Annotated in this window: 16 protein-coding genes and 2 pseudogenes; 9 read left to right on the top strand and 9 right to left on the bottom strand. The window is 65.5% G+C overall.

Annotated elements, in window-relative coordinates:
* Positions 1-46 precede the first annotated feature (46 nt).
* Positions 47-1,318 (bottom strand): annotated as a pseudogene (locus ACFU5V_RS06255) (aminotransferase class III-fold pyridoxal phosphate-dependent enzyme); the annotation flags it as partial.
* Between the two features lie 193 nt (positions 1,319-1,511).
* Entirely contained in the window at positions 1,512-2,282 is a 771-nt protein-coding gene (locus tag ACFU5V_RS06250) for a type 1 glutamine amidotransferase (RefSeq protein ID WP_378697685.1), read from the bottom strand.
* A 386-nt stretch (positions 2,283-2,668) separates the two neighbouring features.
* Here ACFU5V_RS06250 and ald point away from each other — a divergent pair, with 386 nt between their 5' ends.
* From ald to ACFU5V_RS06235, 3 genes are all read left to right on the top strand, one after another.
* Positions 2,669-3,769, top strand: a complete 1,101-nt coding sequence (gene ald, locus ACFU5V_RS06245; protein WP_378697683.1) for an alanine dehydrogenase — start codon at positions 2,669-2,671, stop codon at positions 3,767-3,769.
* Positions 3,770-3,891: 122 nt separating this feature from the next.
* Positions 3,892-5,286, top strand: a complete 1,395-nt coding sequence (locus tag ACFU5V_RS06240; protein WP_378697681.1) for an NAD(P)/FAD-dependent oxidoreductase — start codon at positions 3,892-3,894, stop codon at positions 5,284-5,286.
* Between the two features lie 106 nt (positions 5,287-5,392).
* The gene (locus ACFU5V_RS06235; RefSeq protein WP_378698408.1) at positions 5,393-5,680 is read left to right on the top strand and encodes a WhiB family transcriptional regulator; all 288 of its coding nucleotides are present in this window, start codon (positions 5,393-5,395) and stop codon (positions 5,678-5,680) included.
* A 25-nt stretch (positions 5,681-5,705) separates the two neighbouring features.
* Here ACFU5V_RS06235 and ACFU5V_RS06230 read toward each other — a convergent pair whose 3' ends face one another.
* From ACFU5V_RS06230 to ACFU5V_RS06200, 7 genes are read right to left on the bottom strand one after another with little or no spacing between them, the layout of a single operon-like run.
* Positions 5,706-7,475, bottom strand: a complete 1,770-nt coding sequence (locus ACFU5V_RS06230; protein ID WP_378697679.1) for a helix-turn-helix domain-containing protein — start codon at positions 7,473-7,475, stop codon at positions 5,706-5,708.
* Between the two features lie 12 nt (positions 7,476-7,487).
* The gene (locus ACFU5V_RS06225; RefSeq protein ID WP_378697677.1) at positions 7,488-8,663 is read right to left on the bottom strand and encodes an NAD(P)/FAD-dependent oxidoreductase; all 1,176 of its coding nucleotides are present in this window, start codon (positions 8,661-8,663) and stop codon (positions 7,488-7,490) included.
* 2 nt (positions 8,664-8,665) lie between these two features.
* A complete protein-coding gene (locus ACFU5V_RS06220; RefSeq protein WP_378697676.1) occupies positions 8,666-8,869 on the bottom strand; it encodes a ferredoxin in 204 nt (67 codons plus the stop codon).
* A 6-nt stretch (positions 8,870-8,875) separates the two neighbouring features.
* A complete protein-coding gene (locus ACFU5V_RS06215; RefSeq protein WP_378697674.1) occupies positions 8,876-10,039 on the bottom strand; it encodes a cytochrome P450 in 1,164 nt (387 codons plus the stop codon).
* A 2-nt stretch (positions 10,040-10,041) separates the two neighbouring features.
* The gene (locus tag ACFU5V_RS06210; RefSeq protein ID WP_378697672.1) at positions 10,042-10,767 is read right to left on the bottom strand and encodes a gamma-glutamyl-gamma-aminobutyrate hydrolase family protein; all 726 of its coding nucleotides are present in this window, start codon (positions 10,765-10,767) and stop codon (positions 10,042-10,044) included.
* Between the two features lies 1 nt (position 10,768).
* Entirely contained in the window at positions 10,769-11,542 is a 774-nt protein-coding gene (locus tag ACFU5V_RS06205; RefSeq protein ID WP_218268095.1) for an SDR family NAD(P)-dependent oxidoreductase, read from the bottom strand.
* Positions 11,543-11,574: 32 nt separating this feature from the next.
* Positions 11,575-12,957: a glutamine synthetase family protein gene (locus ACFU5V_RS06200; protein ID WP_378697670.1), complete on the bottom strand. Its 1,383-nt coding sequence runs from the start codon at positions 12,955-12,957 to the stop codon at positions 11,575-11,577.
* A 223-nt stretch (positions 12,958-13,180) separates the two neighbouring features.
* On the opposite strand from ACFU5V_RS06200, the gene ACFU5V_RS06195 reads away from it, so the two are divergent.
* From ACFU5V_RS06195 to ACFU5V_RS06170, 6 genes and pseudogenes are all read left to right on the top strand, one after another.
* A complete protein-coding gene (locus tag ACFU5V_RS06195; RefSeq protein WP_378697668.1) occupies positions 13,181-14,539 on the top strand; it encodes an aldehyde dehydrogenase family protein in 1,359 nt (452 codons plus the stop codon).
* A 112-nt stretch (positions 14,540-14,651) separates the two neighbouring features.
* The gene (locus ACFU5V_RS06190; protein ID WP_378697666.1) at positions 14,652-16,358 is read left to right on the top strand and encodes an FAD-dependent oxidoreductase; all 1,707 of its coding nucleotides are present in this window, start codon (positions 14,652-14,654) and stop codon (positions 16,356-16,358) included.
* Between the two features lie 116 nt (positions 16,359-16,474).
* Entirely contained in the window at positions 16,475-17,587 is a 1,113-nt protein-coding gene (locus tag ACFU5V_RS06185) for a Zn-dependent alcohol dehydrogenase (RefSeq protein ID WP_378697664.1), read from the top strand.
* A 66-nt stretch (positions 17,588-17,653) separates the two neighbouring features.
* On the top strand, positions 17,654-19,144 hold the full coding sequence (locus ACFU5V_RS06180; RefSeq protein WP_378697662.1) for an aldehyde dehydrogenase family protein: 1,491 nt from the start codon (positions 17,654-17,656) through the stop codon (positions 19,142-19,144).
* 769 nt (positions 19,145-19,913) lie between these two features.
* A complete protein-coding gene (locus tag ACFU5V_RS06175) occupies positions 19,914-21,449 on the top strand; it encodes an APC family permease (RefSeq protein ID WP_378697660.1) in 1,536 nt (511 codons plus the stop codon).
* A 177-nt stretch (positions 21,450-21,626) separates the two neighbouring features.
* Positions 21,627-22,576: pseudogene (locus ACFU5V_RS06170) on the top strand (Lrp/AsnC family transcriptional regulator).
* Positions 22,577-22,605: the final 29 nt, after the last annotated feature.

Raw genomic sequence — 22,605 nt, 5'->3', positions numbered from 1 at the left:
GTGACGTATATCTGCCTGCCCATACCGCGTGGAGGCGGTCGGCAGCTCACACCAACGGTGCCAATACCTGCTCGAGCGCCTCGACGAGGTGATCGATCTCGTCTGTGTCTGCCACCAGGGGCGGCGCGATACACAGGACGGGATCGCCGCCATCCATCGACAGCCGGAGCAGAACTCCGTGTTGGGCGAGTTGATCAGTCAATCGGTCGTCCCCGTACAGACGTCGCATCTTTTCGTCGGAGAAGCGTTCGCCGTCCGGCTCGTTTGTGGCGAGTTCGATCGCATAGAAGAACCCCGTACCTCGAACGTCTACGACCGCAGGCAGAACGCTCAGCGCTTCCAGCTTGCTGCGCAGCTCTGACTCTTTGTTGCGTACGCGTCCGGGAAGATCGAGCTCTTTCATCAACTCGATGTTACGAAGCGCGACGGCAGCCATTACTGGATGCCCACCAAAGGTGTTGCCGTGAGTAAATTTCCGCCCAGACTGGTGGAAGACCGAGAACACTTCTTCCGTCGCGATCAATGCACCGATCACGGCGTACGCAGACGACAGGCCCTTTGCGGTGGTGATGATGTCCGGCTGCATCCCGAACCGTTCGGAGGCGAACCAGGAACCGCATCGGCCGAACGCGGTGATCGTTTCATCCGAGACGAGCAGTATTCCGTACTTGTCGCAGAGTGACCGGACACCGGCGAAGTACCCGGCCGGCGGCATCAGCGCGCCGCCATGATTTTGTACCGGTTCCATGATCACCATGGCGATGGTCGCGGGGTCCTCGGCGAGAATCCGCTCCTCGAGATCGTCGAGGAGAAAGCCCGTGAAGTCCGTCTCGGGCTCACTTGCCGATCGGCCGAACCGCTTGGTGTTGCGCACATGCGCGGCTCCGGGCACGAGCGGCTCGAACTGGCTCCGGAGTTCCGGCAACCCGTTGAGCGATAGCGCTCCGAGAGTGGTGCCGTGGTAGGCCAGATTGCGGCCGATCGCCTTCCAGCGTTTTTCGCCTCGCAGGGAGTGATATTCCCTTGCGAGTTTCCACGCTGCCTCGACGGATTCTCCTCCGCTCGGGGTCAAGAACACATGGTTGAGGTTCGCGGGCGCGAGGTCCGCGAGGACCGTGGCGAGTTCGATCGCTGTCGGGTGCGTCGATCCCCAGCTCGAGTGGTAGCCCAGCAGCCGATACTGGTCGAGGGCAGCTTGTCCGAGTTCCTCGCCGTAGCTGTAGCCCAAGTTGACACAGAACAGGTTCGACAGCCCGTCGAGGTACCGATTTCCTTCGGAGTCGATGAGATAGCAGCCTTCGCCCCTCACCATCACGGTGAGGGGGCGGTCGGCGGCTGTCGTCATGTCAGCGAAGTGACGCCAGAGATGAGCCCCGGCCGATGCGCGTAGCTCATGCGTGTCCCGATGATCTTGCGCCGCCGTCACGGTCATGAAAGCTCCTGTATTCATGAAGTTCGAGATGCTCTGTGGTTGCTGTGCACACTTTTCGCTGTATCGGTGCCGGGTCATCTCACGGTTCCACGCTCAGTGTGTGGTATCCCGTGACAGCACTGGGGCTCGCCCGCTTGACTACCAGTCGGGCGAAGTTCTTCGCCATGATGGAGCTAGCTGTTCGGATCTCGCCGTCGCGGGTTTCGATGTCGAGTCCGCCGCGTCGCTTCGCTTCGCGCGTCCTGGGTTCGTCGCCGACGTCGGCCGAAACCCACTCTTGATACAGCGCCGGTGTGACTTCGGGGTGGAATTGCACTCCCCACGCGCATCGCCCCACTCGAAATGCTTGATGGGGGTAGGGATCGGCGTTGCCGAGCCAGGTGGCCGACGCCGGCAGTTTCCTGATCATGTCGCCGTGCATTGCACCTGAGCAGAAGGGGGACGGGACATCCGCAAACACAGGGTCGTCCCCGGCACCGGGAAGGAGTTGGACGTCGACAACTCCCGCTTCGATCCCATGGTCACCGACGGCCACCTGACCGCCACACGCCTGAGCCAGCAGTTGAGCGCCGAGACATATTCCGAAGGTCGGCGTCTGGGCCTCGACCGCGTGGCGAAAGAGTCGCCGGATGTCCGCCAACCACGGATATGCGTGATCATCGAGGGAACTCATGCTGCCGCCGAGCACTAACAATCCGTCTTCTTGCAACGTCGCGGGCAGTGCACTTCCGCCGAAGGGACTGACAATTCGGATGTCGAGACCGCCCTCGATGAGCCAGCTTTCGAAACGCTCGAGCCTGACCAGAGGGTCGGGTTGGATGACGAGCAGACGGGGCTGGCTGCCGGGCACGGTAACTCCTTCTGTTCGACGACCGTAGTCAGGATCATCGAATTGCGGAGCGGCCGCAATGTGCCTTGCGCACACAATTTGTCAGCTGAGTGTGCGTCCTCTCCGCGTACGCCGAGGGCGAGCCCTTTCAGTCTGCCGTTCCCGATAGTGGGGACGCACAGCTGCCAGGTACTTGTGGAGCCGAACATCCTTCGGTTCGAGCGGGGACCGCCCGGCGTTGATCGAATTTTATTCATTGAGATTGACTCTTCTGAGAATTTTCTCTCTCACTCTTGGAATTTTCGGATTATTTCTTCAGCATTGATGGATATCAGCCGAACTTCCGGCGGTACCCGTTTCCTTTGCTCAGCAGTCCGCTGACGGGCATCCCTTCTGATGGAGTAGTCATGAGAGTCGGCATTCCCCGCGAAATCAAGAACCACGAATACCGGGTGGCCATCACCCCCGCCGGTGTCCACGAACTCGTCGGCCGCGGCCACGAGGTGATCATCGAAACCGGCGCCGGGGTCGGCTCGTCCTTCGCCGACGCAGACTTCAAAGCCGCAGGCGCTCAGATCCTCGAGGCCGCCGACCAGGTCTGGGAGAGTGCCGACCTGCTGCTGAAGGTCAAGGAACCCATCGCCGAGGAATACCCCCGCCTCCGCCAGGACCAGGTGCTGTTCACCTACCTGCACCTCGCCGCATCCAAGGACTGCACCGACGCCCTGCTCGCGTCGAAGACCACCTCCATCGCCTACGAAACCGTCACCGGCGCCGACGGCTCGCTGCCGCTGCTCGCCCCCATGAGCGAGGTCGCCGGACGCCTCGCCCCGCAGGCCGGCGCCTACCACCTGATGCGCCAGGGCGGCGGCCGCGGCGTGCTCATGGGCGGTGTTCCCGGGGTGCGACCGGCCAAGGTCGTCGTCATCGGCGCCGGCGTCTCCGGCCGCAACGCCATCGCCATCGCACACGGCATGCACGCCGACGTCACCGTCCTCGACCTGTCCATCGCCCGCCTCCGCGAGATCGACGCCCAGTACCACGGCCAGGTCAAGACCATCGTTTCCAACAGCCTCGAACTCGAGCAGGCCGTCCTCGACGCGGACCTGGTCATCGGCGCCGTCCTCGTCCCCGGAGCCAAGGCCCCCACCCTCGTCTCCAACAACCTGGTCTCCCGGATGAAGCCCGGTTCGGTGCTCGTCGACATCGCCATCGACCAGGGCGGCTGCTTCGCCGACTCCCGCCCCACCACCCACGCCGAACCCACCTACCAGGTACACGACTCGGTGTTCTACTGCGTCGCCAACATGCCCGGCGCCGTCCCCCGCACCTCCACCTACGCCCTCACCAACGCCACCCTGCCCTACGTCGTCGCCCTCGCCGACAAGGGCTGGCAGGAAGCGACCGCGACCGTCCCCGGCCTCGCCACAGGCCTGTCCACCCACGACGGCACGCTGCTGTCCACCGAAGTCGCTGCCGCGCACGGCTACACCGCCGCCACCGTGTGACCTGTGTTTCGCTGATCGCATCGAACCGACTACTCATCGAGATCAGCGAACTTGCCCGATCGGGCCGTCCGGCAGCTCACCGCCGGGCGGCCCGATCACTACTTCTATCGAGAGGCTTGGATATGAGCACCCAACAGTCGAACTCACCGCGCCATCGTGTCGTGGTCATCGGTTCCGGTTTCGGTGGATTGTTTGCGACCAAGGCTCTCCGCCGGGCCGATGTCGATGTCACCGTGATCGACCGGACGACTCATCACCTGTTTCAACCGCTCCTGTATCAGGTAGCCACCGGGATTCTCTCGGAAGGCGAGATCGCACCCTCCACCCGGATGATCTTGAAAGATCAGTCCAACGCCGCGGTCCGGGTTGGAAAAGTCACGTCCATCGATCTGTCGGCACGAGCGGTGACCTCCGAACACCTTGGACGGACGACGGTCACCGAGTACGACAGCTTGATCGTCTCGGCGGGGGCGCAGCAGTCGTACTTCGGTAACGATCACTACGCCGAACATGCTCCGGGAATGAAGTCGATCGACGATGCTCTCGAACTCCGTGGGCGCATCCTGGGTGCCTTCGAGCACGCCGAAGTCTGCGAGGATCCCGGCGAGCGTGACCGGTTGCTGACGTTCGTGGTGGTCGGCGCCGGTCCCACGGGTGTGGAGATGGCGGGCCAGATCGCCGAACTCGCCCACCGCACTCTGGTCGGCACCTATACCAACATCGATCCGCGCAGCGCGCGCATCATCCTGCTCGACGCCGCCTCCGCCGTCCTGCCGCCATTCGGGGACAACCTCGGAGGACGCGCGGCGGAGACCCTCGAACAGCTCGGTGTCGAGATTCGGTTGAGCGCGTCGGTGACCGATGTCGATTCCACCGGCCTGACCTATCGTGACGCCGACGGAGTCCGGCACCGCATCGAATCGGCCTGCAAAGTGTGGTCCGCCGGGGTTTCCGCCAGTCCACTGGGACGCCGGCTCGCCGACCAGTGCGGCGCCGCGATCGATCGGGCCGGCCGCATCGCGGTCGAGGGCGACCTGTCCCTGCCGGGTCATCCGAATGTCTTCGTCGTCGGGGACATGATGTCGCTCGATCGACTTCCTGGCGTGGCCCAGGTCGCAATCCAGGGTGGTCGTTACGCCGCTCGTCAGGTCGCCACCGAGGTCAAGGCCACCGTCAAAGGTCGCCCGGCTCCCGAGCGCAAACCGTTCGAGTACCGCGACAAGGGCTCGATGGCCACAATCTCCCGGTTCAATGCTGTCGCGTCCATCGGAAGCATCGAGCTGGCGGGGTTCTTCGCCTGGGTGATGTGGCTGGCCGTGCACGTGGTGTATGTTGTCGGTTTCCGCAGCCGGATCGCCACCCTGCTGTCGTGGACGTGGACCTTCCTCGGTTCCTGGCGTGGGCAGATGACCATCACCGAACAGCAAACCATCGCCCGTAATGCCCTCGGCGAACTGCATCTCCTCCGATCATCCGGCCGGCAGCACACCGACGATCTGGTTACTCGTGTGAGCTGACTGCAGGCGGATGACCGAAGGGACTCGAACGATGACGAAGCCGTCACCCCTGACGGCCCAATGGGATTGGCAACTGAGCGCACGCTGCCGGTAGACCGGGTCGGACCTGTTCTTCGCTCGGGAGACCGAGGGCTCGGGTGAGCGGCTTCGTCGCGAACGCGACGCCAAGGAAGTCTGCAGTCAGTGTCCTGTTCGGCAGCGGTGCCGCGACCATGCCCTCACCTTTGCCGAGCCCTTCGGCGTGTGGGGCGGCACGTCTGAGTCGGATCGCCGATTCCAGCGGGCCCGCCCGAGCACTGATACTCCAGGGCGGTCATCAGCGCAACTGCGGGTATCACCTACCCACCCGCGTCCAGGCGTGAAGGAGCGAAGAATGCCGGCCGCGCTGCCGTGATCGACGTACACGTCCGCCAAGCGAGTTATTGAGATACGTTGTCGGCTGCCACGATTCGAGCGGCAAGTGCTGCGACGGCCCAGTCGCTGACAGTGTTCACCGGTCGTCCCGTCAGGTCTTCGATGCGGGTGAGACGTTGACGAAGAGTGTTGCGGTGGATGAACAGATCGCTTGCCGTATCTGTCGCCGAGCCACGGTTGATCAGGTACGTTTCGAGCGTCGGCGCCAGGGAGGTGCCGTGACGCAGGTCGTAGCGCACTACCTCGGCGAACCAGGAGAGAACCTCTCGCAGGTCGTCGCCGATGTTCAGTGCCACCCGGGGGAGCAGACGGAGATGTTCGACGTCCTGGAAGTAGACGACGGGCTCACCGAGTAGTTCTGCCCAGGCCAGTGCCGTCTCGGTGTTCTCCAGGACCGATGCCAGGTCACGGGCGTCTCGGGCGGGAGGCCCGATCCCTGCCAGAATCCCTCGGCTCATTGTCTGGGCTTGTCGGAGGGTGTGGCGCAGCGCCTGTTCGAAACCTTTCCACTGCTCCGGCTGGTGTCGGATCAACAGGGTCACTGTGGGCGCGGACGGAGCCACCACGACGTCGTCGAACTCGGCGCACATCTCATGGAGGGCGGCGACGACCCCGTCGAACGCGGAGGGGGTGCCGAACTCTGTGTCGCGCAGGCGTACCAGCACGGGATGTGTGGGTCCGGGACGCCAACCGAGATCCCGCAGGACCCTCTCGGCGTGATCGGGGGTCGGCGCCGCGGTGAGTCGGCCGAGCAGCGGAGTGTTCATCGTCGGGCTGCTCACCGAGGCGATCAGGGCCCCGGCCTGCGCTCCCAGCGCTTCCAGGATGCTGGCGTCGGCCTCGGTGAACGGCTGGCCCCGGTAGCAGGTAATCGCACCGAGTGAGAACAGGTTTCCGAACGAGGTCGTCGACTTCTCGAGGGCGGGGCCGAGTTTGTCCACCAGGGCCGGTAGGTCTGCGCGGGAGCGCACCGATCGTGATGCCGCGACAGTCGTCTTCTCGACGGTGTCGGCGAAGGCCAGCCCCGGCCGGGTGTGTCCTTCTCGAGTGGTCCGGTCGGCGAGTTCGATGGTGCACAACGCGGCGTCGAGCTGAGCTCGGATCGACTCCGCCAGTACGTCGACGCATCGCTGCAAGGAGCCGGTGGCGTCCGCGGGAACGTCCCGCAGGAACCGCGCGGCAGCGGAATGCCGGCGGAGGTCCTTGACCGTCTGGGCTTGGATCAAGCCGCTGGCCAGCAGCCCGCCGACCTCGGTTGCCAGGTCCACGTCGTGGGTATCGAAGGTGTTGGGCGTGTGGCTGTAGAGGCTGAACACGCCCAACGGATCACCACCGGAGACCACGATGGGCACGGCCACCATCGACCGGAACTGGTCCTCTTCGAGGACGGGGAAGCTGGCGAATCGGGGATCGAGCTGGATGTTGTCGTGCAAGACCACGGTCTGGCGCATCAGGGCCGACCACCCGGTGACACCCTCACCGAGACGAAGCTGTATCTCACCGACGTGGGCGGCCTGACGGCCGGTGGTGGCGACCCGGAGAACGAGCCGCTCGGTCTCCGGGTCCCACAAGTAGACGAACGTGCCCGACGCTCCCGTCGCTCGCATCACGAGGTCCACTGCGCGCTGGGCTAGTACCAGGGGATCCCCGCCTTGCGACAGAAGGCGATTGAGCTCGGCGAGTGTTTTGGCGCGGCGCTCGACGGCGACCAGCTGACGAGTCATCTGATCGAGCTGCGTGCGGAACGCAACCTGCTCCGCCGGCACCTCGCTCATCACCGGGCCGTCTCAGCCATGGACGGCCACCGACTTGCGCATGGCGAGGACGAACTCCTTGGGGGCGTTGATCGAAATCCACGCCACCGTCGCACTGTCCCGCTCGAGTGTGTAGAAGGCGGACTTCCGTGCTGGTTCGTCGACATGCTGTACAAGCGTAGCGTCCGCTACCGGGGTGCCCAGAACCTGGATCCTGCGGCCGAACTGATGGCTCCAGAAATAGCGCAGTTCGCGGTCCACGGGCTGGAGGGGTTCCAATCCGAGGAGGTGACGTGCGAGGTGGCGGCCGTGGCGCTGCGCGGTCGTCCAGTCCTCGCTCCGCCGCGGCCCGGCTGTCGGAGTGCTCCATGCCGCCACGTCACCGATCGCGTGCACGTGCGGGATCACGGTGCCGTCGGGGTCGAGGGCGGTGCCGTCGGAGTCGCATCGGATCCCGTCGGTGATGTCGACGCCGGAGCCCTGCAGCCACTGCGTGGCCGGCCGGACACCGATTGCGCTGACCACCAGGTCACCGGTCAGCTGCCCCGAGTCCGTCGTCACCGTCCATTCCCCGCCGGTTCGGGCGATCTGCTCGACCCGCGAACGCAGGTGGAGCTCGGCTCCGCCGTCCTGGATCCACGCCGCCGCCTCGGCCCCGAGATGCCCGCCCAGGAACCGGTCGAGCGGCCGGTCCGCCTGGTCGACCACCGACACCGAGCAGCCGCCGGCAACGAGGGTGGACGCCAGTTCGGTTCCGATGGTGCCGGCGCCCAGGACGATCACTCGCTGCCCCGCAGTGGTGGCTTCGCGGATGTGGCGGGCGTCGGCCGCGGTCCGCAGTTGGGCGACGCCGGTCGGTACTCCGGGCAAGCGGATCGGCGCCGCGCCGGTGGCCGCGACGATGTGGTCGGCGACCAGGGTGCGGGTCGATCCGTCGGCCAGGGCGACCTCGACCGCGGAAGCCGCGGTGTCGAGTCCGGTTGCCTGTCCGCGGATCAGTTCACAGTTGCCGTCCCACCACGGCGCCTCGGGGCGGATGCTCGTTCCCCCGAGGAAGTCCTTGGACAGGGGCGGTCGGTCGTACGGAGCGTCCGGGTCGTGGTCGAGGACCACGACCCGGCCGCCGAACCCGTCCTCACGCAGCTGGGCGATCAGTGCGGCCGATGCCACCGATGCTCCGACCACCAGCACATTGGCTGAGGCGTCCATGGCTAGGTGTTGTCCTTCACCTGAATTGCCCGCTCGGGGCAGTTCGCAATGGCCAGGCGCAGATCCTCCGGGATCTGGGCGTGCTGGCTCCTGTCCTCGGGAATGAAGGCATACCCTTCGTCGTCGAAGTCGAAGATGTCGGGGGCGAAGGCGAAGCATCGGGCGTGCCCCTGGCAACGGGTGCTGTCTACCCATACGTCGTACATGTCAGTTCACCGTCCGATCCGCAGGGTCAGGGGGCCGACGCCGTGCCACGGCTCGTCCGGGTTCTCCAACGAGAATTCACCCACGACATCCAGGAACTCTTCGAGGGCGACGACCAGTTCCTGTCGTCCGAGGTTGGAGCCGAGGCAACGGTGGATACCGCCGCCGAAGGCGAGGTGCCGGTTGTTCTCTCGGTCGAGGATGATCTCGTCCGGGTCGTCGTAGACCTCCGGGTCCCGGTTTCCGGCGCCGAAGACGAGCACCACGCGCTCGCCGGCTTTGATCTGCTCACCGGACACCTCGGTGTCGGCCAGGCAGGTGCGCGCCATCGCCTGCACCGGCGACAGGGTGCGGAGGAACTCTTCCGCCGCCGCGGGAATCTCGTCGGGGTTCTCCCGCAGGCGTTGCTGCGCTTTCGGGTTCTGTGCGAGGTACCACAAGGCCGAGCGGATCGCCCATGCCGTGGTGTCGAGTCCGGCGAGGAAGAGCAGGTAGCAGTACGACAGGAGTTCGTCGTGGTTGAGCTTGCGGCCCTTCACTTCGGCCGAAAGCAGATAGCCGATGATGTCTTCGGCGGGTTCGTCGTTCAAGCGGGACTTGAGCAGGTCGTCGAAGTAGTCCATCACCTCCCCGCCGGCCTTGTACGCGCGGGCCGGGTCCACGGTGCGCTCGTAGATGATGTCGTCTATCCACCGGTCGAACTTCGGCCAGTCGGCTTCCGGGAAGCCGGCCAGTCGGCTGAAGATGATGGTGGGCATCGGCCGGGCGAACATGGCGGAGGCGTCGACGACCTCGTGGGCGGCGACCTCTTCGGCGAGTTCCCTGGAGGTGCTGTGCATTCCGTCGTCGAGACGGGCGATCGCCTTGGGGGTGAACAGCGGAAGAAGGATCTTCCGGTAGTCGCCGTGGTCCGGCGGATCGATGTCGATGGGGATGAGCGGCACATCGGTTCCGAAGGAGGGCATCAGCATCGACGGGCCCACCGCGAAGGTTTCCGGGGACTGTTCGGCGGCGAAGATGTCCTCGCTCTTGGTGATGTAGACGAAACCGCCGTGCTTCTCGCTGCGCCCGACCGGGCACTTTTCGCGCATTTCCTTGTAGGTGTCGAAGATTTCGTCGAGTGCGGGTCCGTGGAAGTCGAAGTCGCGACCCACGGTCACGTTGTCGGACATAACTAGTTCTCCTCTGGAGTCGTGGAGCGGATGGTCGCGGCCGCCCGCTCGACAAAGGTCTCGAACAGCGCCTTGTGTTCGGGTTCGGTCGCATACAGGTGCTCGGGGTGCCACTGCACGCATACGAGGTCGGCGTCGTCGGCTTCGACGGCCTCGATCACCTCACCGCTGAGCGCGGTCACCTGCAGACCGGCACCGAGGTTCCTGAGGCTCTGGTGGTGGTAACTGTTGACCCGGGAACCGGCGGTCGCGCACATGGCCTCGGCGAGGGCGGATCCGGCGGTGACGTCGATGCCGTGGCTCAGCCGGGTCGGCGGGTTCTCCTGCCAGTGTCCAGGGATCTCCTGGTGGAGGTTTCCGCCGCGGAGCACGTTGATCAGTTGCATGCCTCGGCAGATGCCCAGGATCGGCATTCCTAGGGCCACCGCTTCCCGGTACAGGGCGATCTCGAACTCGTCGCGGTCCCGCCGCACCCCGTACACGGTGTCGTCGGGGATCTCGCCGTAGAGAGCGGGGTCCAGGTCGCCGCCACCGGTGAGAAGCAGTCCGTTCATTCGGGCCAGCAACTCGGTGGGGGGTTCCTCGATGACCGGCATGATCACCGGTTGTCCGCCGGCGGCGTAGATGGCGTCGGTGTAGGGGGCGGTCAGTTTGGTGCAGTCCATGGGTCCGAAGGCGGTCGGAAGCTCCTCCATCCCTGCCGAGACTGCGATGAGCGGGCGGCCCATGTCAGAAGACCGTCCAGCCGCCGTCGACGAACAGGGTGGTGCCGGTGACCCAGCTGGCCTTTTCGCTGCCGAGGAACGAGACCGCGTTCGCGACGTCTTCCGGCTGCCCGACGCGGCCCATGGGGGTCCGCTCGAGGAGCCAGTTCTTGACGTCCGGATTGCCGAGAACGTTAGTGGTGAAGGGGGTTTCGATGAAGCCGGGGGCGACTGCATTCACGCGGACCCGGTCGGCGGCGGATTCGACGGCCAGAGCGCGGGTCAGCTGCAGCAGTGCACCCTTGGAGGCGTTGTAGTGGACCTGGGGGTGTCCGCTGCTGGAGATCACGATGTGCGCCTCCACCGAGGTGATGTTCACGATAGCCGAGGTGGCCTGCTCGCCGCGGGCGTCCGCGCCGGCGCGGAGCAGGGGCATCGCGGCCTGGCTCATCAGGAACGGTCCGGTCGAGTTGACCGCGAACACCTCGTCCCACTCCTTCAGCGGAAGCTCGGAGAAGGTGCTCGAGCGGCAGATGCCCGCATTGTTGACGAGCAGGTCCAAGCGCCCGAACTGTTCCTCGACCGAGTCGATGGCCTGGCGGACCGATTCGGGCTGCGCGACATCGACGGCGACGGCGATGGCCTCGGGGAAGCGTTCGGTGATGTGGGCGAGCGAATCGGGGGCGATGTCGAGGAGCGCGACCTTGGCGCCCTCGGCGAGCAGGGTCTCGGCGATCGCCTTGCCGTTGCCCGAACCTGCGCCGGTGACGGCAGCGTACATCCCTTGGTGGCTGGTCATGAAAGTCTCTTTTCTCGTCTGAGGGTGGTGGGTCAGATGTGCTCGAGGTAGCGGGCGATTTCCCATTCGGTGATCGCGGCACCGAATTGCTTGATCTCCCACCGGCGGGTGGCGGTGAAGTGGTCGACGAAGCGATCACCGAGGAACTTGCGGGCGAAGATGCTGGCGTTGAATCGGTCCACGGCGGCCGGCAGCGAGGTCGGCAGCAACGGGGCCTTCCCGGCGGGCAGGGCGTAGGCGTTGCCCTCCACGGCCGGGGGGAGTGGGATGTTCTGTTCGATTCCGTCGAGTCCGGCGGCCAGGTTGGCGGCGACCACCAGGTAGGGGTTCGCGTCGGCACCGCCGATCCTGTTCTCGACCCGCGCTGCCGGGCCCGCGCTCGGGATGGAGCGGATGGCCACGGTGCGGTTGTCCAGGCCCCACGTCGAGCTCGATCCGGCCCAGGTGCCGCCCTCGGTGCGCTTGTAGGAGTTGATGATCGGCAGGTAGATCGCGGTCAGGTCGGCGGCGTGATCGACGAGGCCAGCGAGGTAGCGGTTACCGGTTTCGCTCAGCGTTCCCGGGTTGGTCGGGTTCGCGAAGACGGCGGTCCCGTCCTTGTCCAGCAGGCTCTGGTGCACGTGCCCGGAGGACCCGGCCCAGGCCGGGTTGACCTTGGCGATGAACGACGCGGTCAGTCCGTGGCGGGCGGCCAGTTCCTTGACCGCGTGCTTGAGCAGCATCGCGCTGTCGGCGGCCTTGAGGGCATCCGAGTAGTGAATGTTGACCTCGAACTGGCCCGGACCGTGTTCGCTGTTGCTGGCCTCGATGCTGATGCCGTATTCGGCGAGCTGTCGGCGGAGTTCACCGATGACGAATTCTGAACCGGTGTCTCGGTAGACGCTGTAAGTGTGATGTCCCTCGGTGAACGGCTCGAGGTCACGCCAGTGCCGTGATGCCATCTCCTGCGGGGTGCCACGGAAGAGGTAGAACTCGAACTCGTACGCGAAGATCGGCTGGAATCCCAGCGACTCGGCCCGCGAGATCATCGACTTCAGCACGGTGCGGGGGGACAGCTCGAGCGGCCGGCCGTCGCGCTCGAAGATGTCGCAGATGACCGAGGCGGTACCGGGCTCCCACGGCACGACTGCCAGCGTGGACAGGTCCGGACGCAGGTTGATGTCCGGGTATCCGGTGTGCCAGCCGGTGTAGGTCAGGTCCGAGATCATCTCGTCCTGCATGTCCCACCCGAAGAGGATGTTGCAGATGTTGGTGCCGTCGCGGTGAACACTGTCGACGAAGTATTCGGCCGAGATCCGCTTGCCGCGCCAGAGCCCGTCCAGGTCCACTGCGCCAATCTTGAACGTGTGAATCCCGTTTGCTTCGACAAAGTCCCGAAGCCGCTGCTGGTCGTTCGATTCGGCGGTTGATGCCATGATTCCTCGATTCGAAAGTCGGATGTTTCGACTGTAAGAGCAGTCACACCCGGCAGTCTGTGTTCAAAGTGCACATGCTTTGAAGAGTCGCAGGGCACGATGCACGTTGCCCCGCTGAGCACCGGAACCGAGCATGGAATCACCGTTCCAACATCTAGGGACCCGTGCAGTGTGCTGCACGCTCATCACCCCGCGGCCGAACAGAGGACCAGACGTGTACGAGATGAACACTGTGATCAACCCGGCAACCGAGCAAGTGATCGCCGAATACCCGGTGGCCGATGCCGCGGCCGCGGAAGCGGCCGTGGAGCGCTCGGTCAAGGCGCAACGCGAATGGGCGCGACTGCCCCTGTCGGTCCGCCGCGACGGGTTGCGCGCGATCGCCGGAATCGTCGAGGCACACGTCGACGAGCTCGCCCAGCTCGAGGCCACCGATGTCGGCAAGCCGATCAGCGACGCCCGCGGCGAGATCGGTGGGGTGGCCGAATGCTTCCACTACTACGCCGGTGTCGTCGACAAGATCCTCGGAGACACCATTCCCGTGGAGGGCGGGGTGGACATGACCTTCCGCGAGCCCGTCGGGGTGGTCGCCGTCATCGCCCCGTGGAACTTCCCCCTCCCCATTGCGTCGTGGAACATCGCGCCCGCCCTGGCCGCCGGCAATTCGGTGGTGGTCAAGCCGGCAGAGCTCACGCCCCTCTCGACCCGCCGATTCGGGGAACTCGTGGCCGGCCTCGATCTGCCCGCGGACCTGGTGCAGGTCGTGTCCGGGCCGGGGCGAACGGTCGGCAAGGTGCTGACCTCTCACCCGTCGGTGGCCAAGGTCAGCTTCACCGGATCGACCGCGACCGGCCAGGACGTGATGCGGTCGGCGGCGGACACCATGAAGCGGATCACCCTCGAGTTGGGCGGCAAGTCGGCGAACGTGATCTTCTCCGATGCGGACCTGTCTCGCGCGATCGCCGAGGCCCCGATGAGCGTGTTCGGAAACACCGGTCAGGATTGCTGCGCTCGCAGCCGTATCCTGGTGCAGCGAAGCGTTTTCGACGATTTCGTCGCCGGTTTCGTCGAGGCGACCCGCGCCCTGAGCATCGGTGACCCTCTCGATGAGTCGACCAAGCTCGGCCCGTTGGTGTCGCAGGCGCATCGGGAGAAAGTCACCTCCTTCCTGCGCGATGACCTCGATACGACAGTGGCGGGGCAGGTTCCGGACGGACCGGGCTTCTGGATGGCACCGCGCATCGTGGTTCAGCCCGATCCGTCGTCCCAGGTCGTGCGGGACGAAATTTTCGGTCCGATCGCGGTGGTCCTGCCCTTCGACGACGAACTGGACGCGGTGCGGCTGGCGAACGACACCATCTACGGACTCAGCGGGTCGGTCTGGACCTCCGATGTGGGTCGCGCGCTCCGGATGGCGCGGGCGCTCGAATGCGGGACCTTGTCGGTCAACTCGAACTCGTCGGTCCGGATTCAGACACCGTTCGGTGGGTTCAAGCAGTCCGGGTTCGGGCGCGAGCTCGGCTTGGCCGCCATCGACGGTTACACCGAGCTCAAGAACGTATACATCAAGACGGACATGTGATCGTGGCAGCCTTCGACATCGCCGCCGGTCCCACCGGACGCGGCTTCATTCTGCCGGCGCGGGAACCACACGCGCCGACCCCTGACACACCCGAGACCAGGAGAGGTGCGGCATGAGTTACCTCATCACCCAGAACTGCTGCAACGACGCCACCTGCGTGTCGGTGTGTCCGGTCAACTGCATCCATCCGACGCCGGACGAACCCGGATACGCCACCGCCGAGATGCTCTACATCGACCCGGACACCTGCATCGACTGCGGTGCCTGCGCGGACGTGTGCCCGGTCGATGCGATCCTGCCGGACTTCGATGTCACCGAGGACACCGAGCGGTACCTGGAGATCAACGCCCGGTACTTCGCCGATCCGGCGCATCAGGGCTACCCGACGACCAACTCCACGAAGGCGAAGCCGAGGGTGGAGGTCGCCGAGCCGGGCCCATTGCGGGTGGCGATCGTCGGGTCCGGGCCCGCCGGATGCTACGCGGCCGAGGAACTGCTGACCCGCAAGGGCGTCGACGTCGAGGTTCACCTGTTCGAGCGGCTGCCCGTCCCGTTCGGGTTGGCCCGTTTCGGTGTCGCCCCCGACCACCAGAGCACCAAGGCGGTGACCAAGCTGTTCACCCGCACGGCAGGTCGGGCGGGTCTGGATCTTCACCTCAACGTCGAGGTCGGCACCCATCTCACTCATGAGGAACTCCTGGCCCACCACCACGCCGTGATCTACACCGTCGGTGCCCCGCACGATCGTCGGCTCGGGGTACCCGGCGAGAACCTGCCGGGCAGTCACTCGGCCACGGACTTCGTCGCCTGGTACAACGGCCACCCCGATTTCGCCGACCTCACATTCGATCTGTCGTGCGAACGCGCGGTGATCGTGGGAAACGGCAACGTGGCTCTCGATGTGGCCCGCGTCCTGGCGAGCGACGTCGACGCACTGGCACGCACGGACATCGCCGACCATGCGTTGCAGGCGCTGGCGGCCAGCTCGATCTCCGAGGTGATCGTGCTCGGGCGGCGGGGTCCGGTGCAATCGGGCTTCACCACTCCTGAGCTGCTGGGCTTGTCCGATGGGGCAGGTTTCGATGTGGTGGTCGACCCGCGAGAGGTCGAGATCGACCCGGCCACGGCGGCCGCGCTGGAGGCGGATCCGTATGCGATGGCGGGTCTGAAGGGGCAGATTCTCGGTGACCTGGTCGAACGGCCTTCGGGTCGGGCGAGCAAGCGGATCGTCCTGAGATACCTTGCCTCACCCACCCAGGTCCTCGGTGAGGATCGGGTCAGTGGATTGCGGGTTGTCCGCAATGAACTGGTCGATTCCGGCGGTGGGCGGCTGGCTGCCCGGGCAACCGAGGAGACCGAAGACATCGAGTGCGGACTGGTGCTGCGGTCGATCGGGTACAAGGGCCGACCACAGCCCGGTGTGCCGTTCGACGACGCGAGTGGCACGCTTCCCAACGACCGTGGTCGCGTCATCGATCCCGGCACCGGCAGTGCGGTCACCGGCGTCTACACCGCGGGCTGGATCAAACGCGGCCCGTCCGGTGTCGTCGGCACCAACAAGAAGTGCGCGGAGGACACCGTCGCGGCCCTGTTCGACGACTATGCCGCGGGCCGACTTGCCGCGCCGGCGCAGGGCGGCGATGCGCTGCGCGCTCTGATCACCGACCGTCAGCCCGACGCGCTCGACTTCAAGGCATGGGAGGCGATCGATCGTCACGAGAAATCTACCGGGAAACCGCAGCGCCGGCCCCGGGTGAAGTTGACCTCGGTCGCCGACATGCTCGAGGTGGCCATGGAGGCCCGGGCGGTGACCGGATGACACGCCGCCTCCGGCGCGGTGGACATCGGCCGCCGCAGCAGCGTCGGAGCGAGGATCCCCGGTCGTCCTCTCACCGGTAGAGACCCGTCTTTTCCGACATCGATCAAGGAGGTTCGGTGCGTACACCGATCACCGCCGCGGTACTCGAAGAACCCGGCGACAAACTACAGCTTGTCGAATTGCTTCTCGACGAGCCCACCGACCACGAAGTGGTCGTCCGCACCGACCGGGTCGGTCTGTGCCACAGCGACCTGCACTACCTCAACGGAGCGCTGTCCATCGCGACTCCCGCCGTCCTCGGCCACGAAGCGGTGGGCACGGTCGAACACGTGGGCTCCGCGGTGACACGCCTCAAGCCCGGTGACCGGGTGGTGGCCACGGTGACCCCCTCCTGCGGGCTCTGTAACAGCTGCCTCCGGGGGCGACCCACTCAATGTGTGCGGGTCGATCAGCTCCGCCGGCGCGAACGACCGAAGCTGCTCACCCACGACAATCGGGAAGTCGAGGTGCTCGGCGGCGTCGGGGCGTTCGCCGAGGCTTTCCTCGCCGGTGAAGCATCGCTGGCCAAGGTGTCCGACGACCTCCCGCTCTCGGTGGCGTGTCTTCTCGGGTGCTGCATCACCACCGGAGTCGGTGCAGTGGTGCACGGGGCGAAGGTCACAGCGGAGGACACCGTTGCCGTCATCGGTTGCGGTGGTGTCGGCATCGCCGCGGTGCAGGGGGCCCGGCTTGCCGGGGCCCGACGAATCGTGGCGATCGATGCGGTCGCGGACAAGCTCGAGCTCGCCCGCCGCTTCGGTGCCACGGACACCGTTCTCGCCACCGACCCGACCTCCACCGCGGACCGGGTGATCGAGATCCTCCCCGACGGCGTCACCCACGCGATCGAGGCGGTCGGACGCCCGCAGACCGCGGAACTCGCCTTCACGATCCTCGCCCCGACCGGCACCGCAACGATCCTCGGGCTCATGCCCGCCGGTGCGAAGCTCTCCCTCTCGGCCGATGCCCTCGTCTACGGCGACCGGATCGTGCAGGGCGCCTACATGGGCGCCAACCGATTCCTCAGCGACGTCGACATGTTCACCGACCACTACAGGACCGGACGTCTCGACCTGGACGCCATGGTCACTGCGGAACTGCCGTTCACCGCCATCAATGACGGCTTCGCCGCAATGGCGGATCCGACGACCATCCGCATCGTTCTCGACTTCCGTCCAGAGCACCCCTGACACCGTCCGCCCCGGGGGCCGATGCGGCGCCTCGGGTACCACCCCTCAGCAGGAAGGCACCTCCCCGTGACCGCCACCGAACAGGACTCACGTCTCCATGCGCCCATCGCCCAAACCGACTTGATCGACGGCACTTTCACCGAACCCACCGAGGTGCTGACCGGAACACTCGACGATCCGAACACCGGTGTGGTGCGGCAGAGGCAGGTCGCCACCGCCGGTCGGGACGTCGAGCGGGCGCTGGCGGCGGCCGCCGCGGTACATGCCGACGGCACCTGGGCACGCTCGCCGACCGACCTGCGTATCCGCCTCCTCGACGCGCTCGCTGACGGGCTGGCCGACCGAGCCGACGAGGTGGCCCGGCAGGACTGCCTGTCGACGGGTAATCCCCTGCGGGTGAGTAGTCAGATGGCCTCGTACCTCGCTCCCCGGGTCCACGCAGCCAGGGACCAACTGCTCGAGATCGGAGAGTCGAGCACCCTCGCCGCTGACGGCCGTGAAGTGCGGCTCCTCCGGCGTCCGTTGGGTCCGGCCGTTGTCCTCGCGCCGTGGAACGCTCCCACCTTCGTCGCGGTCGCCAAGGTGGCCAGTGCACTGGCCGCGGGGTGCCCGGTCATTCTCAAGCCATCGGAATGGGCGCCGGCCGGGTGTCAGATCGTCGCCGAGATCCTGGCACAGGCCATCGCGGACCTCGAGCTGCCCGCAGCGGTGTTCCAGCTGGTCCACGGCGGCAGCGCCGTCGGCGCCCAATTGGTGTCGGATCCGCGGATCCGGGCAATCTCGTTCACCGGCGGCGGCGCCGGCGGCCGGGCGGTCGCTCAGGCGGCGGCACCTTACTTCACCGCACTCCAGCTCGAACTCGGTGGCCACAACCCCGCCGTCGTACGCCCTGACGCCGATATCGCTGCGGCGGCGGCCGCGGTCGCCGAGGGGATGACCAAACTCAACGGTCAGTGGTGTGAGGCTCCGGGCAAGATCCTGGTCCCGGACGAGTTGCACGACGAATTCGTCGACGCACTGCTCGGCGCGCTCAGCGCTCTGCGCGTGGGACACAGTTTCGACGCCGGCACCGACGTCGGCCCGCTTTCCCATCAGGCGCACCGTGCGCGTTTGCAGGGTCAGATCGATGATCTGGTGTCCCGCGGTGGCAAGGTGCTGACCAGCGCTCCGCTTCCAGAGCTGGAGGGATGGTTCTTCTCGCCGACGGTGGTCGTCGGGTTGCCGGCCGAGCAGTCCGAACACGAACTCTTCGGACCGGCGGTCACCGTGCATGCGGTCGAGTCCGTCGAGGACGCCATCCGAGCTGCGAACGGTCCGGAAACCGGGCTGGCCGGGTTCGTGTTCGGCCGCGACCTCGAGGCCGCGCTCGACACCGCGTCCCAGCTCTCCGCGGGTGAGATCCGGGTCAACGGTTGCAAGCTCGCCGATCTCGCCGATGGCTCGGAGCAGTCCTTCTGGAACAGCGCCGGAATCGGCGGTCACGGTCCCACCGACATGGTTCGATTCTTCCAGGGGCGGCGAACGATCGGCGTCGATGACCCGGCCCTCCCTCTCTAGGATTGTCGTCGACAGGCCGAACACCTTTGCGCGGGTGTATAGTTCGGCGCACGTCGAGATCGGCACATGATCGGTGACGCCACCTTCGCGGCCGCGGCGACATCGCGATGTCGCCCCAGCAGCAGGACCGCTCGCTCCTGTCACGTGGCCCGCCCGGTCCGCGACCATCGACTCCGAGGGGCCACGTTCTCAGTTGGGGGCCACGCCGAATCGACCGGCGTGGCCCTCGCCGCTTCCCACCCAGAATGCTCTGCCGCTGGTCGTGTCGACCCTCGCGTACGCCTTCCACGCACGTCGAGGAACGTGCATTCGGCACACTTACCTAATCGACGGTGTGCATGACGACCACAGACGCGCGTCACACTCCGGGCATAGACTCTGAAAATCAGAATGCCGCTGGTCAACCCCACTTTTTCACGGAAAGGCAGATAACCATATGACGACGTGAGATTCGGCTTCCGCCGAGAGAGGACGTTGGAAGAACACAGCGCCATCCGGTGCGAGACCTCGTGCACATCACGTCATCGGTGCCCTCGAGCGTTATCCGGACCGACCGCCCCACACGCGCCACACGCCCCGGGACCCCGCCATCCCGTAGCGGCCACCGACTCTGATTCCCCGATTTACGCAGCACACTCCGACTTCGGTGAAGTTGGGCGCAGGGAGCTAATCAACCCATTTTTCCGGTCGCGCGAAACACTCACTCCCGCCGACCATCTCGTGGTTCATGCAAAGCAGGCGACACTCACACGCTGTTTGGAGTTCGAACATGACATCAGAAAACAGTAAGGACAACTCAGTCCTGAACCACGGCAATGAATTGCTTCGTGGTTCCATCCGGTTCTTTCATATCGTCCTCATGGTCACCGCGGCCGCTGCACCCTTGGTCGTCGCATCGGCATACATTCCCATCTCGATCTCTTCCGGTGGCGGAAATGCCACCGCCTTGATCTATCTCGCCACCACCCTGATCTTGGTGATCTTCACCGTCGGCTACGCGGAGATGGCCAAGCGCATCACCTCGGCCGGAGCTTTCTACACCTACACCACACAGGGATTGGGCAAACCCGCCGGACTGGCTGCGGGCTTTTCCATCCTCGCCTCGTACAGCATGATCGCGCCCGCCATCCTCGGCGGATTCGGGTACTACGCCTCCGAGCTGCTCGACCACTACCTCCACATCCACATCGCCTGGTATTGGTGCGCCCTGATCGGATTGGCCCTGGAGGTCGTGATCTCCTACTTCCGCGTCACCCTCACAGCACGCGTGCTCGGCGTCCTCCTCGCAGTCGAGGTGCTCGTGATCCTGGTGGTCAGCCTGGCCACCATCGGACAAGGGGGTGCGGAAGGTCAGATGCCCGAGCTGTTCAACCCGACCGTCCTGGGCAGCGCCCCGGCCATCGGCATCGGTTTCTTCCTCGCATTCTGGTCCTGGATCGGTTTCGAGACGAGCGCAATCTATGGCGAAGAAACCGCCGACCCCCGCAAGACGGTGCCGCGCGCAACCTACATCGCGGTTATTTCCCTCGGTGTGTTCTATGCGATCACCGCGTACGCCGGTCTGATCGGGTTCGGTTCGAATGCTCAGGAAGCAGCCACGTCCGAAACATCGAACTATTTCTTCGCGCTGGCCGAGACCTACACCGGTCATTTCGTTCTCATACTCATGAACTTCCTGGTTGTGAGCAGCTTCTTCGCGTGCTCGTTCGCCTTCCACAACAATGCGGCCCGATACCTGTACTCGCTGGGACGAGACCGCATCCTGCCCGCCGCCCTCGGCAAGACACATCCGGTGCAGCGGTCGCCGTACGTCGCGATCGGTGTACAAGGACTCATCGCCGCCGTGGTGGTCGTCATCTTCGCGGTCGGCGGCGCGAACCCCCTCCTCGAGCTGGGTACCTGGCTGCCGATCTTCTGCACCCTCGGTGTCGTCGTCGTCCAGTTGATGGTCTCGATCGGTGTGGTCGGATACTTTAACCGAGTCGGCCGCAACGGATTCGGTGATCGGATGCGCACCATCGTCGCGCCGGTGATCGGCGCGATCGCGCAGGGTGTCGTCGTAATCCTGTTGTGCAAAAACCTTTCCTTCCTGGCCGGGACCAGCAGCATGGTGGTCTCGCTGATCCCGCTCTATCTCGTGCTCATCCTCGCGGCAGGGTTCGCCTACGCGTTATGGCTGCGCAAGGCCGGCCCTGCCCGGTACCAGCGAATCGGCATGCTGCGCGACGACGAGGAGGCGATCACCGATCCGCCTCAGCCCACGCCCTCTGAGGAACTGATCGTGAAGCCAGGAACCGGCGCCTGAACGAGTGCGTCGCGGTTCCGGTCGTGTTCGGCGCCCACCCCAGCCATCGGGCACCGAACACGGCCGAAGTCGCGGGAGCGCAATGGGTACAGTTCGCCGACCCTCGATTCTCGGGGCAAGCAAGGCCAGCTCGGACGACACCCGCCCCGATGGATCACCTCGAAAAAGACGTGGACAGTGACCAAGCGCAGGTTCTCGCTCGATCAACGAATCGTCGCAGCCCTCCAGGTAGACGGGCGGGCCTCGTGGAGCCGGATCGCACAGGCACTGGACGAGCCCGAACGCAATGTCACCCGACACGGCATCGCATTGATCGAGTCCGGACGGATCGCCGTCACCGCCGTTGCGAACAGCAGTAACACCGCCATCGTGCGCCTGCAGTGCTCCCCCGGCACCGTGCGGGTCGCTGCACACGCGCTCGCCCAACGCAGCGACTGCATCTTCGCCTACGTCCTCACCGGGACGGCCGACTGCATCGCGGAAATCATGACACCCCGGAACCGGATCCAAAAACTGATCATGGACGAGTTACCCGCAACCACCGGGGTGGTCCGATGCTGGACCGATCCCGTGCTGCGCTACTTCCGCACGGTCCGTGACTGGGAACCTGGTGTTCTTACCCCGGTGGAGAAGGCAGCGATGACCATGGGGCGGCCATGCCCGGCTTTCGAGTGGACCCACTTGGGGCGCAACGCGATACCGCCGACAAGACGATCATCCGGGAACTGACGGCCAACGGGCGGGTGAGCACTACCTCGCTCGCCCGGACTGCGGGGGTGTCCGAGGCGACCGCCCGACGACGGGTACAGTCCCTGCTCACAAACGGGTCGGTCAGTTTGCGCGTCGTCGTCGATCCAACCATGTTCGGGTTGCAGTCGGAGGCGATGGTGCTCATCAAGACACAACGCAACCGGATCGAGCCGCTCGTGCGCGGCATGCTGGAGACACCGTACGTGCGATACGCCGTCGGCACTGCCGGTGAATACCAAGTGGTCGCGAACATCGCCGCACCGGACGAGGTCGTGCTCTACGACTACATCACCACCGAACCCTGGGTGGCGGATGCGTCAGCACTCGAGACCAACATGATCGTTCATGCCGTCAAACGCAGCGGCCGTGCCCTGTGACCTTACGACGGTCTGCATCCGGACGGCCT

Origin of the sequence: Rhodococcus sp. NPDC057529, from assembly GCF_042802055.1 — a bacterium.
In the GTDB taxonomy this organism is placed as follows: domain Bacteria; phylum Actinomycetota; class Actinomycetes; order Mycobacteriales; family Mycobacteriaceae; genus Rhodococcus_F.
This window is presented reverse-complemented; position numbering and strand designations above follow the sequence as displayed.